12 protein-coding genes are annotated in these 18,611 nt (G+C 33.1%); 5 read left to right on the forward strand and 7 right to left on the reverse strand.

Annotated features, from left to right (window positions below; translation table 11 throughout):
* Window positions 1–980: 980 nt before the first annotated feature.
* Complete coding sequence (locus ACSVDA_RS09490) at window positions 981–2,195, reverse strand: ATP-binding protein (protein WP_485882685.1); 1,215 nt, start codon at window positions 2,193–2,195, stop codon at window positions 981–983.
* 1,019 nt (window positions 2,196–3,214) lie between these two features.
* Here ACSVDA_RS09490 and ACSVDA_RS09495 point away from each other — a divergent pair.
* A complete protein-coding gene (locus tag ACSVDA_RS09495; protein WP_485882686.1) occupies window positions 3,215–4,288 on the forward strand; it encodes a M24 family metallopeptidase in 1,074 nt (357 codons plus the stop codon).
* 279 nt (window positions 4,289–4,567) lie between these two features.
* On the opposite strand, the gene ACSVDA_RS09500 is transcribed toward ACSVDA_RS09495, so the two are convergent.
* Complete coding sequence (locus tag ACSVDA_RS09500; protein WP_485882688.1) at window positions 4,568–6,712, reverse strand: ATP-dependent Clp protease ATP-binding subunit; 2,145 nt, start codon at window positions 6,710–6,712, stop codon at window positions 4,568–4,570.
* A 751-nt stretch (window positions 6,713–7,463) separates the two neighbouring features.
* On the opposite strand from ACSVDA_RS09500, the gene ACSVDA_RS09505 reads away from it, so the two are divergent.
* The gene (locus ACSVDA_RS09505; protein ID WP_485882689.1) at window positions 7,464–8,552 is read left to right on the forward strand and encodes a GerAB/ArcD/ProY family transporter; all 1,089 of its coding nucleotides are present in this window, start codon (window positions 7,464–7,466) and stop codon (window positions 8,550–8,552) included.
* A 73-nt stretch (window positions 8,553–8,625) separates the two neighbouring features.
* Here ACSVDA_RS09505 and ACSVDA_RS09510 read toward each other — a convergent pair whose 3' ends face one another.
* A complete protein-coding gene (locus ACSVDA_RS09510; RefSeq protein WP_485882727.1) occupies window positions 8,626–10,362 on the reverse strand; it encodes an aromatic amino acid hydroxylase in 1,737 nt (578 codons plus the stop codon).
* Window positions 10,363–10,831: 469 nt separating this feature from the next.
* On the opposite strand from ACSVDA_RS09510, the gene ACSVDA_RS09515 reads away from it, so the two are divergent.
* Window positions 10,832–11,284, forward strand: a complete 453-nt coding sequence (locus ACSVDA_RS09515) for a VanZ family protein (RefSeq protein WP_485882691.1) — start codon at window positions 10,832–10,834, stop codon at window positions 11,282–11,284.
* An 8-nt stretch (window positions 11,285–11,292) separates the two neighbouring features.
* Complete coding sequence (locus tag ACSVDA_RS09520; protein WP_485882693.1) at window positions 11,293–12,126, forward strand: DUF2268 domain-containing putative Zn-dependent protease; 834 nt, start codon at window positions 11,293–11,295, stop codon at window positions 12,124–12,126.
* A 232-nt stretch (window positions 12,127–12,358) separates the two neighbouring features.
* Here the strand turns inward: ACSVDA_RS09520 and ACSVDA_RS09525 are convergent, their stop codons facing one another.
* From ACSVDA_RS09525 to ACSVDA_RS09540, 4 genes are all read right to left on the reverse strand, one after another.
* Window positions 12,359–13,471 (reverse strand): Ger(x)C family spore germination protein, encoded by a 1,113-nt coding sequence (locus ACSVDA_RS09525; RefSeq protein WP_485882694.1) that lies wholly within the window; start codon window positions 13,469–13,471, stop codon window positions 12,359–12,361.
* Window positions 13,464–14,546: a GerAB/ArcD/ProY family transporter gene (locus ACSVDA_RS09530; protein WP_485882696.1), complete on the reverse strand. Its 1,083-nt coding sequence runs from the start codon at window positions 14,544–14,546 to the stop codon at window positions 13,464–13,466. Before ACSVDA_RS09530 ends, ACSVDA_RS09525 begins: the two co-directional genes overlap by 8 nt.
* Before the next feature lie 69 nt (window positions 14,547–14,615).
* Complete coding sequence (locus ACSVDA_RS09535) at window positions 14,616–16,103, reverse strand: spore germination protein (RefSeq protein ID WP_485882698.1); 1,488 nt, start codon at window positions 16,101–16,103, stop codon at window positions 14,616–14,618.
* A gap of 138 nt (window positions 16,104–16,241) precedes the next feature.
* Window positions 16,242–17,321 (reverse strand): GerAB/ArcD/ProY family transporter, encoded by a 1,080-nt coding sequence (locus ACSVDA_RS09540; RefSeq protein ID WP_485882700.1) that lies wholly within the window; start codon window positions 17,319–17,321, stop codon window positions 16,242–16,244.
* A gap of 623 nt (window positions 17,322–17,944) precedes the next feature.
* Here ACSVDA_RS09540 and ACSVDA_RS09545 point away from each other — a divergent pair.
* Window positions 17,945–18,163 carry a hypothetical protein gene (locus ACSVDA_RS09545; RefSeq protein WP_485882702.1) on the forward strand — a complete coding sequence of 73 codons (219 nt, stop codon included), beginning with the start codon at window positions 17,945–17,947 and terminating at the stop codon, window positions 18,161–18,163.
* The last annotated feature ends 448 nt before the right edge of the window (window positions 18,164–18,611 follow it).

Raw genomic sequence — 18,611 nt, forward strand, 5'->3', positions numbered from 1 at the left:
TTTAAATACGAATAGACACACTCTTTTAAGAGTCAATTGTAGTGGATTAAACTTCAATTATAAAATTCATTTGAGTAAGTTGTGAAAAAAATATTTTGCACTAATTAAAAATAGAGCAGGATACAAGCCTATAATAATATTAACGAAGTAAGACATTGTGCAGTAAAATGAATTCTTCTTATAAATATGGTAAGCAATCAGTGCAAGTAACGATCCAAAGTAAGAAAGTGTACTGAAGAAGAAGTAACCATATTTTGCATCTAATAACTTGAATAGGAAAAAACCGAGTGTTGAACCATTAAAGAATAGGATAATGTAGGAAGTAAATAACAAACATATATGTATGCTCTTCATGTAAACACCTCACCAATAATCATATGAACAAGGAAAAACATATAGAACAGAAGAAAACACGAATTGAAAAATTTGATCATATTTTCTCTTATATTAAGTTTATTTCAAAAAAGTATAACCAAGTGGTGGAGCAGTAAGGGTGAAGTAGATAAAAAAAGATCTCATAGATTATGAGGTCTTTTTTATATTTTGGCTTACAGAAGTATGAAATATTGACTACTAGGATAGGGATGTTGCGGTTTGAAATTGAGGACTGTTTGCTGGACATCTATAAAATATTCATAAACTTACTCAATTATATAATTGATTAAAAAAATACCCACTAACTTAACGGGTATTTATAGAAGCTGTCTCTTTGGTGTTGGTCGTTGGATGAAAACTCATATACAACAATTATCTATCGCTTGGACACTTTTCGATGACATTCGTACATACTCCAATCTGCTGTTTTAATACTAGAGAGATTGCAATAACATTTGGAAAAGAGTTTTGCTAAATGTTGAAATACGTAATAAACAGTTTGAAGTGATACATGAAAAAGGTAATAGTTAACTAAGACAACAGATGTTAAAAGAGAAATGATTAGATGAAAATTATATAATATTGTTCACAATCAAAACATACATCTACTGTAGTGGAAGCCGGACTGTTACAGTTGTTCCTTCATTCTCTTTGCTAGTAATAGATAGTTCTCCTTTGTGGTCTTGAATAATCTTTTGGCTAATCATCATACCAAGACCTGTCCCACTTTCTTTCGTAGTGAAAAACGGGTTACCGATATTCTCAATAATTGAACTTGGTATACCTTGTCCATTATCTTGTACTTCTATAAGGAGGTTATTACTTGTGCTCGTGCACATTAAGTGAATAGTACCACCTGTTGGCATTGCTTCGATGGAGTTTTTTAATAAATTTATGAATACTTGCTTTAACTGGTTCGCCTCACATGTAAGGAGAGTAGATTTATTTGAATTCTCGTAATGGATATTGACGTCACGTAAATTACACTCTGATTGAAACAGTAAAATGACGTCTTCTATAATGGTATTGATCTTTACTTGTTCGTATTTCACTGCTTGTGGCTTGGCTAAAATTAAAAATTCACTAATAATTAAGTTTATTCGCTTGAGTTCATCTAATATTAATTTGGAATAATATTTATACGGATTATTTTTATCACTATCTATAATTTTCATGAACCCTGATATGACTGTTAATGGGTTACGGATTTCATGTGCAACTCCTGCAGCCATTTCACCTACTACTGCAAGTTTTTCAGATTGAATAAGCCTTGCTTCTGTTTCCTTTTTACTACTAATGTCTCTGGCTATGACTGAAATAGCTATGATTACCTGTTGATCATTGTAAATGGGTGATAATGTGATTTCAGCATCTACTTTTTTCCCGTGTTTACCTTCATCACTGAATGGTAATGCAACAATCCTTTCTCCAGATAGGACTCGTTGTAATAATTCATTCCTTTCTTCTCGTTTGTAGGTGATTTTTTCAATGTGAAATCCTACAGCTTCCTCGTAGCTCCAACCGTAAATTCGTTCAAATGCATCGTTCATCATAATTATAGTCCCGTTAATATCTAATAACAGTATAGCATCGTTTGAATTTTCGAAAAATGATTGAAAGTATTCTTGAATAGATACCAGTTGCTGCTTCAATATTTGCTCGCTATGTTGGGCACTTAACCAGAGTTGCCTCGTATTAATAGCCAAAAAAATAAAAAATATCGTAGTTAATACTGTAAAATAACCAAAATAGATATCTGTTGTTGCCGAAGGAGTTGCAAAATTTTCTTCGTAATTTGTTATAAAGAAAAATATTAGCATGCAGCTAGCAATAGCCCCAGAAAAAATGATGGGTAATACCTGGTGATAAAGAGTGGTGACTATGATCCCAAATATGATTAGAAAATAGTTCCCACTGTTTGGTGAGAAGAAGTTTAGGATGAAAAAATATGTGAACAATGAAATGATGATTACATACATCGTCAAAGTTGGATTGGCAGCTAAGATTATAAAGCTATATATTAAGAAAAGTAGGGCTAGTCCAATAAGCATGATAGTGTGAAACTCATTTATATATATGGAGATAGCTAATTCTATTGCGTAAACAATGGCTAGCAATTTACTTAAAAATTTGTTCCTATTATGAATAAAGTCTTGTACATTCACTCGTCATCAGTCCTATTTATATAAGTATCTTAATATTACCATAATTATGAAGTATAATGATATGAAAAATCTAAAATTTCTAATAATTACGAAAGAAAAAATATATCTTCTAATTTATACATCGAGTACAAAGCGTTGTATAGTTTTTTTTACACTGCAGCTTTTTCGAAGTTTTCTTGTTAACGATGGTGCTTTTATTATTAAATTTTGAGTCTTAAGAGAGATTCGGTAGTCACGAACGTTGATAGTTTGCTCTTGTATTTTTTTAGTGTGAAAGGAATTCAAGTGAATTAGTCAAATGTTGGCTGCTTGGCATAATAACTGCATATATAGTCTTAGTAGAGGGCTGTTTTCGCATTGATTGTTATTTATCAAACAAGAATAAACACGTAAACAATTAGCATTCGTTGTATCTTTTCTGCTCTAATGCCTCTAAAAAAATCTTATCATTGACATCACTGACTCAGGTGCAGGATGTAAAAATCAATAAAAGTTACGAAAGGCTGTTTTCGCATTAATGATTGCTTTTAGCAATAAGAGTTAGGGGCATCTTTTCTTCTCTAAACTAAAAAATCATGTCGTACACATCATTAACTCAAATGTAAGTTGAAAAATTAAAGAAAGTTTATGAGAAGATCCTTACGAAAAAAACTAAAAAAAGAGGGGGAGAAATGATGAATAAACTTAAAGAACTTAGGAAACTACTTTTTGAACTAAATTTAGATGGACTTCTTATCACTAGTAATCAAAATAGGCGGTATATAACAGGCTTTACTGGTTCTGCAGGAGTTGTACTTATTTCAGCAAATGAAGCTAAGTTACATGTGGATTTTCGTTATGTAGAGCAAGCGACCAAACAGGCAATTGGGTTTGACATTGTTAAACACAAAAGTAACACGATAAATGAGATCGCCAATAGTGTGTCGGTGCAGTCGGAGCTTATCGGTATTAAGAAGTTAGGTTTCGAACAAGAGCATCTTTCATTTGGTGCATATAAAAAATATGAAGAAACTCTTTCCTCTCAGCTAGTTCCAACATCAGGGATTATTGAAAAGTTAAGGATGATAAAAACAGATGAAGAAATTGATACGATTAAAACAGCAGCAAAAATTGCTGATGGGACATTTAAACATATACTAGAATTTATACGCCCAGGTATTAGCGAGAAAGAGGTAGCGAATGAATTAGAATTATATATGAGAAAGCAAGGGGCAGACTCGTCATCATTTGATACGATAGTAGCATCGGGTTATCGGTCTGCATTTCCACACGGTGTTGCTACTCCAAAGATTATTGAGTATGGAGAGATGGTAACGCTAGATTTTGGTGCTCTTTATAAGGGATACCGATCAGATATTACTCGTACGATTGCTATAGGTGAGCCTGATGAACAATTAAAAGAAATTTATTCTATCGTTAAAGAGGCACTGTCGTTAGGTGTAAAAGGAATGAAGCCAGGTTTATCATGTATAGCCGGTGATAAAATTGTTAGAGATTACATTACTGAAAGAGGTTATGGAGAATACTTTGGTCACGGGACTGGTCATGGTCTTGGTTTAGATTTACATGAACTTCCTTTTTTATCAACCATAGCTAATCATATCTTACACCCAAACATGGTTATAACTGTAGAACCTGGAATTTACATCCCTCACCTTGGCGGCGTAAGAATTGAAGATGATATTGTCATAACAGATAATGGTAGTGAGCGATTAACACATTCAACAAGAGAGCTAATTATTATATGATAGGAAAAAAGGTTAACAACGAAAAATACCGTATAGAGAGAATGTTCTCTTCTATACGGTACAAATTTAGCATTTAATCTTCCATTCTATTAAGGAGAGGCTTTAGTGAAACTTTGTTGCTAAAATTATAAAAGCAAGATGGTGTTATATACGACTGTCATCGTCTTTTTATAGAAAAGAGGCGACACGTATAGTAGTTGTATAGATTGTTGTTTCTTAGTTCGAAGCAGTATGTGTAGTTGTGAGATGTGTCTAAAAAGCTGATTTTAGCCTATAGACTTATACAATTTGCTTCTCGACTGCCTTAACTGCTATTTTTTCTGCTTTTATATCTGTGTGGAACTCCGTAACATCTTCTTTTTCGAGCAGTAAATCAGCGATTTGATCTTCAAGCTGTTCTTGGATGACTCGACGAAGTGGTCGAGCTCCAAATTGAGGGTGATAGCCTAATTCAGCAATTTTTTCAATCGCTTCTGATGAAACAGTTAATATTAAGTTTTGATCTTTTAATGTTTGTTCTAGTTCTGAAATTAATAGCTCTACTATTTTCTGTAACTGTGCTTTTTCCAATTGATTGAATTCGATAATGCTATCAAATCTGTTCAAAAATTCTGGTTTAAAGAATGAACCTAACGTATTTAGAATATTACTTTCTTTAATAGCATCGGTTCCGCTATGTTCAAAGCCTACTGTAATTGTTTTATGTGATGTTCCAGCATTACTGGTCATTATAATTACTGTATCTTTGAAGCTAACTGTTCTACCTTGGCTATCAGTAAGACGGCCATCTTCTAAAATTTGAAGAAACATATGTTGCACATCAGGATGTGCTTTTTCAATTTCATCTAATAAAATGATACTATAAGGATTTCTGCGGACTTTTTCTGTTAATTGACCTGCATCTTCGTGCCCGACATATCCAGGAGGTGAACCTATTAATTTTGACACCGAATGTTTCTCCATAAATTCACTCATATCAAAACGAATCATCATATCCTTAGAGCCAAATAATTCTTCTGCTAAAGTTTTTGTTAGTTCCGTTTTTCCGACACCTGTTGGACCTACAAATAGAAATGATCCAATTGGACGATGTTTTGCTTTTAGGCCAGCTCTGCTTCGACGAATAGCTTTTGCAACCTTCTTAACAGCTTCCTCTTGTCCTATTACTTTTGATGATAAGTTTTTCTCCAAGTTTTTCATTCTATTATGTTCATCTTGTTGTAACTTCCCAACAGGGATACCTGTTTTTTCTTCAATAATTTTTTGAATAACTTCCGTATTTACCAATGCTTTTTCTACATTATTTTGATCTTTTAATTGTTTTTCTAGTTTGATTTCTTCGTGTCGTAAATTTGCAGCTTCTTCGTAATTTTCTTGATTTGCTGCAACCTCCTTTTCTTTTGTTATTTGAGATAGGCGATCTTGTATAGCTTGTTCATCGGTGTGACCAAACTCTAAATTAATTTTCGATCCAGCCTCGTCAAGTAGATCAATAGCTTTATCAGGTAAGAAGCGATCTTGGATGTAACGGTGTGATAAAGTGACACATTGTGTGATTGCTTCGTCAGTATACTTTACATGATGGTAGTTTTCGTATTTTTCTTTAATACCATGTAATATTTGTTCCGCTTCATCAGTTGTTGGTTCTGCTACAGTAACAGGTTGAAAGCGTCGTTCCAAAGCAGCATCCTTCTCAATTTTGCGATATTCATTAAGTGTTGTTGCTCCAACCACTTGCAACTCGCCCCGAGCAAGTGCTGGTTTTAGGATGTTACCTGCGTCCATAGAGCCTTCGGCTGAACCAGCACCAACTAATAAATGGATTTCATCAATGAAAAGAATAATATTTTTTCTTCTTTGAAGCTCTCCAATGATTCTTTTTATACGATCTTCGAATTGACCACGCACACCAGTATTTGCTACTAAAGATGCAACATCAAGTAAATATACTTCTTTATTTAACAGTTTAGTCGGGACATTATTGTCAGCTATTTTTAACGCTAAACCTTCTGCTATTGCTGTCTTACCAACACCCGGTTCACCTATGAGTACGGGGTTGTTTTTGTTGCGTCGATTTAGAATTTCAATTACTCTATTTATTTCTTTGTCTCTACCGATAACAGGGTCAATTAAGCCTGCTTTGGCAGCATGTGTGATGTTGCGTCCAAATTGATCTAATAATCCACCTCTGCCTCCATGTTGAGTTTGTTTAGTATGTTCTTTGGACTCGGATGATGATTGAGAACCTTGAAACATGTGCTCAAAAGGAAATTGCGAAAATCCTTGGAAGCCAGAGGGTGTATTTAATTTATTACGTTCATTGATAAAGCATTCTTGGCATAAAGGTAATTGTTCTTGGTTACCGTTTATGTTCAGTTTTACTACAATAGCAGCTTCTTTATTTTTACAAACTTGACATTCCATAACATAAAACCTCCATATATAAAATTTATTGTTATTAATAAACTCTGATATCAGTTGAAATACAATTTAGTTTAGACTTTGACTAACTTTGACTTTTAATATGAAAAATAGACCGATTGAATCGGTGGGTGTTTGACTAACTTTGACTTTATTATACTCTGACCTTTTTTGACATTCAACTATTTTGTCTTGATTTCTAATAATTTACTTAAGGTCCAAAAATGTTATTGGAATGTCGTATTAGAAAACATGAGTGAACTTCTTCTCATTAGCATGAACAACGGTAGGGATTGATTGTCAATTTAAACTAAGGCTCTTCTCGTAAACTTATTTTTTTACTAAAAAAATAAGTTTTGACAACTCAATTATTTTAAAAGTAGAAAAGGTGCTACGAACGATTGATATTTACGTGTTTATTTTTAAGAACGAAAAGCAACAATCGATGCGAAAACAGCCTAAACGAATAACCTAATGATTCTTGCTAAAAAACTGGATGTGTAAAGGAAAAATAACAGATAGTCGTGCACTAAATGTGGATAATGGGGGATGTAGGAATAATTTAGGAAATTATCATCATACTAACATCAAAGGAATAAATATGTAATTAATTTTTGGTTAAGCTCATTTTTCTTTTAAGTTTTTAGTACTTCAAAAGAAAAGGCTCTTTTCGAAACGTGTTTAGTTCTTATTAGGAAAAGCAACAATTAAAGCTATAACAGCCAACAAAATCAATAAGCAAATGAGGCACATGATGAAAGAGGGACTCAGTACATTTCAGGTTGCAATAATGGTTTTTATGATACAAACAGGCATTGATCAATTAAGCTTACCACGTTATACCGCAGAAGCGTTTGGGACAAATGGGTGGATTGGAATATTAATATTTTCTGTTCTTGTCATTTTGAATTTAATACTTATAGCGTTAGTATTTCGTTTTGGAAAAGATAAAACCATATTTGAAATATTAGAAGACGTAATTTCCCCAATTCTTGTAAAGCCACTATATGTTTTTTTGGCTTTGTTGTGGAGTACAACTGGGGTCTTAGTTTTAAAGTATTATGACTTATTGTTACGTACCTTATATTATCCAACTATGCCCTCACTTTTATTTATTATCTTTACTTTAGTTATTACATATTGGCTAGTTAGAAGTGGAATATACCATATCGGGAAAACAACTGTTGTATTTTTTGGGCTTACGATATGGATTGTGTTGTTGTTTTTCTATTTAACACCTGAATTTAGGATTTTAAGATTTACACCCTTTATTTTTGAAGGGGAGAAAAAGATTATTGACGGCGGTTTTGGTGTGTTAGATGCATTTTTAGGTTATGAGCTAGTTATTTTAATCATCCCATTTATGATGAAAAAGAAATCAGCTTTTAAAGCATTGATATTCGGGAATATCATTACAACATTTATTTTTCTTGTAAATTGCTTTGTTGCTTACGGTTATTTCAGTTATGACCAATTGGTAAATGACACGTATCCATTCATAACTATGATTGAATATTTTCAATTGCCTTTTTTCCAACGCTTAGATGGATTTATTGTTAGCTTATATTTCCTAAGAGTTTTGATAACTATCGTTGTTTATTACTGGTCTGCCGATTTAGTACTTAGACATGCTGTGCCATCTATTAAGCCTCGTTATACGCTCTTGTTTTTAATAATTTTAACTTTTTGTTTGTCCTTCATACCAAATCTCTCAAGAGAGTTAGATGAATGGGATATTTGGTTAGGACTAATAGAAGGGGTGGTATCGATTGCTCTGCCAGTCTTTTTATTATTGTTACTTAGTATTTCTCACGTAATAAAGAAAAGAAAAGGTGTGTCATAAAACACATGTTCAATGATCAATAGAAAAAACGAGCAGCTATTTAATTTCATAGCGCTCGTTTTCATACCGTCAACTAGACTAATTTCAAACCGTTTTCGATGAGTTGAGATAATGCCTTTTCGTCACTTTTTAAGCGGTTTAAGTCATTATGAAGTTTTTCCTGACCTTCAGGATTCAGATCATTTTCAGCTAGAAGCTCTAATATTTCTAAGCGTAATAACCAATCATTAGGGAAGTCTTTATCTAGTTGATTTATCACTTCTAGTAAACCCTCAGATGGATTTGAATGAAGACTGATATCTTCTCTTATTTCACGTACTCTTGTATATAAATGATCTAATGGGCTTAAGGAGTTAGTTACGTTAGAATTACCTTCTTCGTCCTCTACTATGCTTTCTGATGAAAAATAAGCTTCAGGATCTGCTGCACCAGCATAAACAGATGTAACGTGTGACCCAACAGCCATATCATACATACCCCAATCTGGTTGGAAAAGTGTTTGATTGTCATATGTGACTGTAGCTTCTTTGAAACGAATGAGAATTACTTTACTGTTCTTTCTTATCACTTCATGAACTATTCCAGCAACGATGACACCGCTTTCAAACTGTAGTGTTGCTTTGTCATCAATAATAATTCCATACTGCTCTAATTCAACATCAGATAGGTCTTCTAAAGGTTTATCTTCTCCTTTTAGCTTTCCAACTGGAGATCCGAAGCCATCAGCATGAACATCTTTCCCATGATTAGCAAGTTGTTTGTCATCATATGATAAGATGGATTCACCTGACGTATTTAAATAAACTGCTTCTTGTTTTTCATCCTTAATTAGTTTTGAAACAGTCCCAGTCAGCTGTAAGCCTGAACTATACTCAACTGTTGCAGTTGCACCAGATTGTACAGCTTTTTCTAGACTCTCTGTGCCGCCGACATAAAATGCCATCCGCTTTGCATATTGTTTAACAGCATCGATTAATTGATCAAAATCTTCGCAAACAAACAGTTGAGGTTGTTTTGTTGTGATATCGAAACCAGTTGAAATAACATGATCTAGATCAAATGGAATTTTCTTGACTTCATCTGTTAAACAACTGCTACTTTCTCCAACTGATGATAGTAGGCCCGCACCATATATTTTAGGATCGCTGATGCTTCCTATTAGTCCGTATTCTACTGTCCACCAGTAAAGTCGTGATATTTCTTCAGCTTCAGAGATTTGTGTAACAGCTTTCTGTTTTTCTTCAAGATTTCTTTCAGCTTCAGCAATCTCTTCTTCAGTTGTGCTTCCTTTTTCTAATAAATTAGATAATGTACGAACTGCTTCAAATACGTCATGTTCTTCCTTTGTTGCGATAGCTTTTCGCCCAATTTCACCAAAGGTTTTGACGTATTCAGCATATTTTTTATCACAAAGAATTGGTGCATGTCCTGCGGCTTCATGAATAATATCAGGAGCAGGTGTATATTCGATATTTTCTAATTTACGAATATCAGTTCCGATCGGTAGTAGCCCATGAGCTTGGAAGTCAAAGAAAATTACTCCAGGAATATATCCATCTATTGCAACAGCACCCCAATTAAATGGCTGAAGGCTATTATGCATTTCTTCCACTCTTGGTATACGTTCAATGTTCATGCCTGAGGCTGTTACACCATTTGTATAAGCTTCGTGAGCGACATCTTTAAAGAAATTTACATTTTGTCTCATCACATAACGCCAAACAGCGTGATTAATAGGAGTGTACGCATCGTACTGTTGTTCAATAACATACTCTCTTAAATGAGCTGGAATCTCACTTTTTTTTACTATATTCATTGTTATTTCCTCCCTTACAAATAAAAAATTATGAAGTTATTTGTGTCAAAATAGTGACGGTTAATATTATATCACACAAACGCTTTTAAGCTGTTGTGTGATAAAGAAATTTTATATTTCTTTACTTATTACATAATGTATGCACGAAAACATAAGATAAATGCTTCATTTTAGGCTATAAATACTGGAACCATCTTAAACAATTTATAATTATATATATGTTAGAATTCGTGTTATTTAATGATTAATATAATATTTCAATATTTAATAGAGAAATCCTGTTTTGTATTCTAATATTTTTGAATAATTAAAAATTATACATATTATTTTTGAATTTTGTGTGATTTATTGATTATACTAATTTTACCAAAGGATATATGGTATGATATGTAGAGATCATATAAGAATACTAGAAGTTACTCTTAAGTTGCTTTGTTAGTTTTAAAAACATAGGGGAATGGGTATGTCAGATACGATACATTTGACAAAGGACAAGAAATTGATATTTGGATGGTTGTTATTTGGCATTTATTTTTTGATGCTCATATACGTGATGTTCTTTGGATTTTCTAGAAGTACTTATAAAGAAGCTTCGTACAATCTTATTCCATTTAAAACAATAGGTAATTATGTGAACAGTATTGGATACTACAATGCAAGTGTAATAATGATAAATCTAATTGGGAATGTCATTGTTTTTATACCGTTCGGATTATTTTTGTCTTTATTAATCCCTAAGCTGCGAAAAAGCAGTTTATTAATTTTTGTATTCATATGGTTGATTGGCAGTCTAGAATTACTTCAATTTGTTTTTAGCCTAGGTAGTTTTGATATTGATGACATTTTGTTAAATACAGTGGGTGCTTGGCTTGGATTAAAGGTGTTTCTAAAAGTTAGAATGGCATTGAAAAATTAAAGATAATAATGGAAGGAGCTTATTTCATTATGGTATCTATTACTCAATTCGCCCCCTATAGCTTAATAGAAAAAAAGGGTTGCTTAACAAATTTCTTTCGCGATCATGACTTTAATTTCGAGTTTAAAGAAGAGAGCAGTAAAGGTAGTAGCTCTTTATTTAATGATACAAACCTTCATAACTTGCATACATTAACAAGTGAAGAACTTGTTGCATTACAATGGAATGAAGGATTAATCGAAGCTGCTATACAAAATGCCATGAGCTTAGTAAACAAATATATTTATGGCGAAAATGTAGAAATAACAGTAGTCCCAGCCCTTACAAAACCTTATCATATACCTCAGTCACTTTGTATTTTTGCCTATAAAAATCATCATGGTAATATACTCATTTCCGTTCCACCAAATCCAGATATCGATTACTTAAAATACGTGGTAGCACACAAAGCTTTTTACTCTTCTCCACAAAACCCAGTTAATCAATTGAACGGCAATTTTACTTTAGCTGATTGGTTTAAATTGGAGGGGGCAGCACAGTATTTTAGTCTATCCTTCTTTGAAGATAAACGATGGTGGGCTGACGACACAATAGATGAAGAGAGATACTGGGCTAATGTGAAAGGGTTGCTTCAGTCAACAGATGTACAATTAAATAGGAAATTTTATTATGGGTATTATGACGATGATTTACCTACATATACTGGACATGCATTTGCTTATAATACTGTTACCTCTTATTTAGAGAAGTACCCTATTAACTCTTTTACAGAGTTATTTAATATTGATGTACAACGAATTTTTGAAATTTATGAGGACGGCCTTTCACTATGTAAAATATAAATGTAAGCTAATTTAAATAGTGTAGGCATTTTGATAAACTTTGCTATAAATTGATAGATAGTGTGAATGAGTTTTATGAGAGTTCAATATTCGATGTAAACGGGCTTAAGTATTTGATGAAAAGAAACTAACAATATGAAAACACATTAACGGAAAATAACGAATGGCAAACCTTGGATAGGTCTGCCATTCGTTATTGTAACACTTTAAAGTTGCCGGGATTAGTCCCCAACTAGTTGCTCACGTCATCCTGATTAAATTTACCAATGTTTCGTATTTTTACGTCTGATTTAATTGTGACATCAATTTCTGGGTACACTTTATCCCAATCAAGGCTTTGCCACTCTTCGTATGTAAGGCTATTTCTAACTTTTTGGCCTAATCCTATCACGTCAACATTATTCTTTTGTAGAAACTTCATTACAGCCATAGTTTCTTTATCAACAAGCTCTTTTATTATTTTTTCTAATTTCTTTTGTTCTTTAGGTTCTTCAATATTCAAATCACCGGTATACTCTTCTAAAGAACCAGTAACATGGATATCAATTTCCACTGAAAAGTGATCATCTTCTTTTTTTGTAATATGTATTTTATGTTTGTTACGTACATAGGACAGATGAATATGATCTGCAATATCTCCCTTCATTAAATCGATATCAAGTAAGCCTTTACGAAAATTTTCTCTTAAAAAAAATAAGTAGACAGCTTGTTTTCTTGAGATCGTCGTAACAAGTTTATCTTCATTAAATAAGGCGAAACTGTCAAACTCAATATTATTTGAAGTTGCTGAAAATACTGGTAAAAAGGGGTCAATCCCATCATCAAAATAAGATCTAGAAAATTGATATAAATTAACAGATGGAAAAACAAATGTCTTTTCGAACTTATTTAACATTGTATCTAAATATAAACCTAAGTTAGGTTCTTTTTCTAATTTCTTTGTAATGATTTGATCTGCTTTTCCTTTTGTCACAGCTAGCTTTACTCTAGAGCCAATGCTAGGATCTCGTAATGCTGTATGAATAATCGGTAAGATACCTTCTTTTGCGAGTTCTTCCCCAAATAACATAATCTCAAGCTGACCATTTACGATCTCAAAGCTTGATTGCGCCATCGTATCAATCTCAATATCTTTCGTTGAATTCCCAGATGCTTGCAGTGTTTCAAAAACGTTTCCAGCTTCTGTAGCACGTGGATATAAGGCTGTAACATCAAGATAAGCATCCTCCTCTTCAGAAAGGTCATAACCTATTGCATTGATCATAGCTAAGTCATCAATTCCATAACTAGTATAACAGCCACTTAATAGGACAATGCATATTGTTACAAAGAATATGTTACGCATTTGTTTTCCTCCTCATCTGTGTGATGCTTATAAGTACAATAAGGATAATTGGTAATAAAATAGCTATTCCGATTTCAATTCGTGCAAGTATTGTTAAGGCTAATTCAACCTCCCTCATCAATGTCAGGTTCAAAGAAATTATAAACGTAACGACTAACAATAATGCAAATGAGCGATTTGGCTTTATTTTTGGCAAAGCGTGCTTTATAGCTTCATTTGCAGACCAATAATACATGACAACAGTAACTAAAACGGATAAAGAAGCTAAATTATACAGAAAGCCTTCAATTCGTTCCACAAAAGGAAATCTAATGTAATCAAGCAATGTCAACGAAGGAAATGATTCATTTCTTAAATACTCAAAGCTAAAATAACCAAAAGATACAAAGCAAACGAAGAAATAGACCGTCGTTGTAATAACATTTGCATAGAAAAATGCTTTAATTGTAGATCTCTTTACAGCTAAATAAGGAAACAATAGCAAGATAATTTCATACCCTAAATAAGCAGTAAACACGCCGCTACCACCTTCAACTATTTTTTTGCTGCCTTCAAAAATAAATGGTGTAAATCGAGACAACCTAAATTCGGAAAGGTGGAAAAACAATAAAAACATAGTCCATATTGATAAAAAAAAGAAAATAACAGTTGCTTTACTAATATGATAAATACCACTCGTTACAAGCCAATACGTTAATAATATCGATATAAATACATATCCTGTAAATGGCATCGTAGGATAATATAGCATTCTCAACAACATTTCAAAATCCTTTGCGATAAGAACTGCCAATGTACCCCATTGCAAAGCTAAAAGGAGGTAAAAAGGTCGCAACAATGATATCGGTAAAGCATCCTCAAATATGTTAAATATTGACCTTCCTTTACCAAGGTGAAAAACGAGACTAATGAGCACTATATTTAACATGACGATTATGGAGATAAGCAAAACTCCAATCCACCCATTAGTTCCAAAAGCATCAGCTGCTACACGAGGTAAGCTGAATAAAATAATCCCTGATTGAACCATATGGATAAGTATAGCAGTTGGAAAAGGTTGGAGTTTCTCTTGCATTCATAAGTCCCCTTCTCTTACAAATTCTTGTTTAAGCTACTCTAGCTCTTTAAGGGTAGGATCTTGTCGTTATTTTAATTTTTTTCTTGTATCATTTGTAGGGCTACTTATGTTTGGGCGGGTATTAAAAATACTAAGAGGCCCTCTAATGATTGTGTCTTTCCAACCACTAGGATTTGTTGGTGAAATAGGCCAAAAATAAGGTGCTTTTAAGTTAGTTAATCCAGTAAGGTGAATAACTAAACAAGCTATGCCGAATACAATACCTAAGTTACCTAACAAACCAGCTAATAAAATAAAACCAAACCGAATAATTCTAATAGAATTACTCATGACATAACTAGGTATGACAAAAGAAGAGATAGCAGAAATTGAAACAGCTATTATTAAAATATTACTTGTAATACCAGCGTCTACTGATGCTGATCCAATGACAATTCCACCAACAATGCCGATTGTTTGACCAATCTTAGTCGGTAGACGTGCTCCAGCCTCTCTTAATAGTTCAATGGTAAATTCCATCAACAATGCTTCCATTATTGGTGGGAAGGGAACATTACTTCTTGATGTAATTAAGCTAATTAATAATAAGTCGGGTACCATTTCATAATGATATGTAGTTATTGACACATACAGAGCTGTAAAAGAAACAGTTACAAATAAAGCAAAGAGTCGTAGCAACCTTGTGGCAGATCCCACAAGCCACCGTTGGTTATAATCATCTGTTGACTGAAAGAAATCAAAAAAGCTCGTTGGAGCACTGAATGCATAAGGACTGTTCTCCATCATGCCGACAACTTTACCTTCAGTTAGTTTAGACGAAATGACATCTGGACGTTCTGTCGTATGAAATTGTGGAAAAGGTGAATTTGGCGATTCATCGATTAATTGCACGAGCATGTTAACGTCATAAATAGCATCAATCTCTATGTTTTCAATTCTTGTCTTAGCATCTTGAACAATTTGTTGATCAGCAATATCTTCAATATATAATAAATACACGTTACTTTTTCCAATTTCACCGACCGACAGTTTTAGAACTTTTAAATGAGAACTTTTAACTCTGCGCCTAATTAGGGATAGATTCGTATCAATTAGTTCATTTAATGCATCATGCGGACCCGTTATAATTGTCTCAGATTCAGCTGTTTGTATCGCGCGTGTTTCTAATTTTGTAGCTTCGAATATATACGTTATATTTTCGTGGAAAATAGCAGCATTACCATCTAAGATCGCTTTCACTACTTCTTTGTTGTCGTTACTAGGCTGAAATTGGCTTTGCTGTAGAAACGAGTGCACTTCTTCAGGGGCGAGATCTTCTAATTTATCAATAACATCGCTGTTTAATGTTTGTTTGTCAACCATATACTCGAAATATATTAGCCTTACATTTACTCGTTTACAATATTTCTTAGATATGTCAGTACAATCCGTAAATTGCTGCTCAATATGTGAATAGGTAGGTTCAGGGTTACTATCATTCATTTCTAGTTCATTGTCGGATGCCTGCTTCTTAGCTGTGTCATTTTTCATCCGCTTTTTAAAAAAAGTAAACACTTTATCACCCCGAATTTATAGTAATTTCTAATATTTGTGAACAGATTAGTCTTAATTGATGTTTTGTCCTTAGTATGGACTTCTATAGATTCTCTATTCCAAGATAGGATATACGATTATGTCATTTAAGAATCTAGATTAAATATTTTGTTTTTGACGTAAATGAGATATTCCTAATGTTAATAAGAGTAGGGTAGGAAGTAATACTGCAATGATTGCTTCAGCAAAACCAAGTCCGAGTAACCACTTATCAACTTCAATAGAGCCCTTTACAAATAGCGATAAACAAAATGAGACGATGATTAAACTTAATATCGATTTTCTAGGAGAAATCTTTGGAATCGCTTGTCTAAGAACTTGATCAGCACCCCAATAAAAAAACACGACGGTGATAATCACTTCTAATATAAAAAAATGATAAACAAACCCTTCAACCCTTTCTATGAATGGAAACTCCAAATATTCAAGCATAGTTAGGATTGGGAATTTTTCATTTAACAATTGACGATAGCTAAATAAGCCAAAAGCAACAAAACATGTACTTAGGTAGACAAAAGTCACTATGGCATGTCCGAGTAAAACTGATTTTACAGCTGTTTTTGGTTTCAGCATATAAGGTATAAAAAGAAGGGTTAGCTCATACCCTAAAAAAGCTGATACAACTTGTATCCCACCTTTGAATAGTTCTTTGTCACCTTTAAAAACGAAGGGTGTTAATCTTGTAAATCTAAACTCGGGTAGAAGAAACCCTAGTAATAATGTCATTAAGATGACAGCGAAGAAAACAACTGAAGCTTTAGCGATGTGATAAATTCCTCTTCGAACGAGCCAATATGTAAAAAAAAGAGACATTAATACATATATGTATGCTGTACGTGTTGGATAGAAAAATAAGTTCAATTGTAATTCGAAATTTTTTGCTATTAAAACCCCAAGAGAGCTCCATAATAACGCTAAAAAAAGATAAAATGGTCGCAATAAAAATTGTGGGATACCTTCATCCAAAATCTTGAAAATTGATTTCCCATTGCTATAAAAGAAAACTAAACCAATCGCTAATATGTTCACTGCTACTAGCAGAGATACAATTATTATCCCAATCCATCCATTCGTCCCAAAAGTTTCAGCACTGATCCGAGGTAAAGTAATGATGGTAATTCCAATTTGTATCATATATACAACGATAGTGACTTGATAAGGATGAAGTTTTTCTTGCATGTTGTATCTCCTTATTTTGTTACATGTTTTATGGAGCTTTGATTAGTATTAGCAATTGAGTTTTAACTATTCAAAGAACAAATACGATAGGATCGAAAGGTGAAACGTGTATTTAGGGAAGTAATAGAAATTATATTGGAAGTGTAGAACTATGCTGCTCATTGTTATAGGAACTTTTAGTAAACTTGGTTGCTATTTTTTTCACTTCAATTTAAGTAACTGATGTGTTTTATATAACTTTTATAACCTTTGAGAAGTAAAGTAGATCCGAACGATAGTTATATTTGTGTTCAGCTCTTTTTAAGGAAAGCAACTATTAATGTGAAAACTTCCTATAACAAACACCTAAACATAGACTAAGAAAATTTTTGATAGGCATAGGGGGATGTCCATACCGATTATTTACTACATACATATAATAGATAGAAGCGGAAGGATGCTGTTAAATATGTTCAGGCAGTTACCCTATATTAAAAAGTATCTATTTGCATCGGTATTAGGCTATCTTTTTAGAATGGGTAATAAACATCTAAATCAAATCACAGTAATTGAGTATTAATAAACCTTTTCTATTATTGCTATTTATCCTTCTCGCAAGATTTAGTTAGAAAGGAGGAATAAATATGCTACATGAAGAACACATCAGTAATTTAACAAATAGATATTATTATCAACCAGTTAGAGTGATGGGATTTGGCGGTTGGAGTTATGATGGAGTCATCGAAGGTAGGACTGGAACGGGTTTATTTGTTCGTGGTCGTGGTGGAAGAAGGTTCTTTCCATTTCGTGCTGTCGCAACGATCTTTTTGTTAAGTGCATTATTCCGTCGTCGACGTTTCTAATTACCACATACTAAAAGGCTATTTTCCCATTGATTGTTGTTTTTCGTATTAAGAAATAAACACGATAGGCATCTTTTCTTCTACAACGTTAATTAACAATATAAACCACTTTTTGGTACTATTGTGATAACAATAGCAACAAAGTTCGAAAAGAGCCTAATAAAATTAATGTTAGAGGGGATTAATCCCACAGTCAAGATAACATTTTGCATTCAATATATATTGATTGTGGGGTCCGCCTAACATGTATAAAATATTGTTAGAAGGTGAATAAATCAGTTGTCCATTTCTAATTAATGGCATATTTGGATTTGAAGTTATTTGTGAATCTTACAAAGGAGAACAATGGATTCATTAATGTGAAAAACGAGCATTTATAACTGAGTATTGATGTTATCGTAACGGTTGTTTATTAATGCTAAGGAATAACAACACATACAGCCTTTGT

Source organism: Cytobacillus sp. Hm23 (assembly GCF_051842895.1).
Lineage (GTDB): Bacteria > Bacillota > Bacilli > Bacillales > SM2101 > Nanhaiella.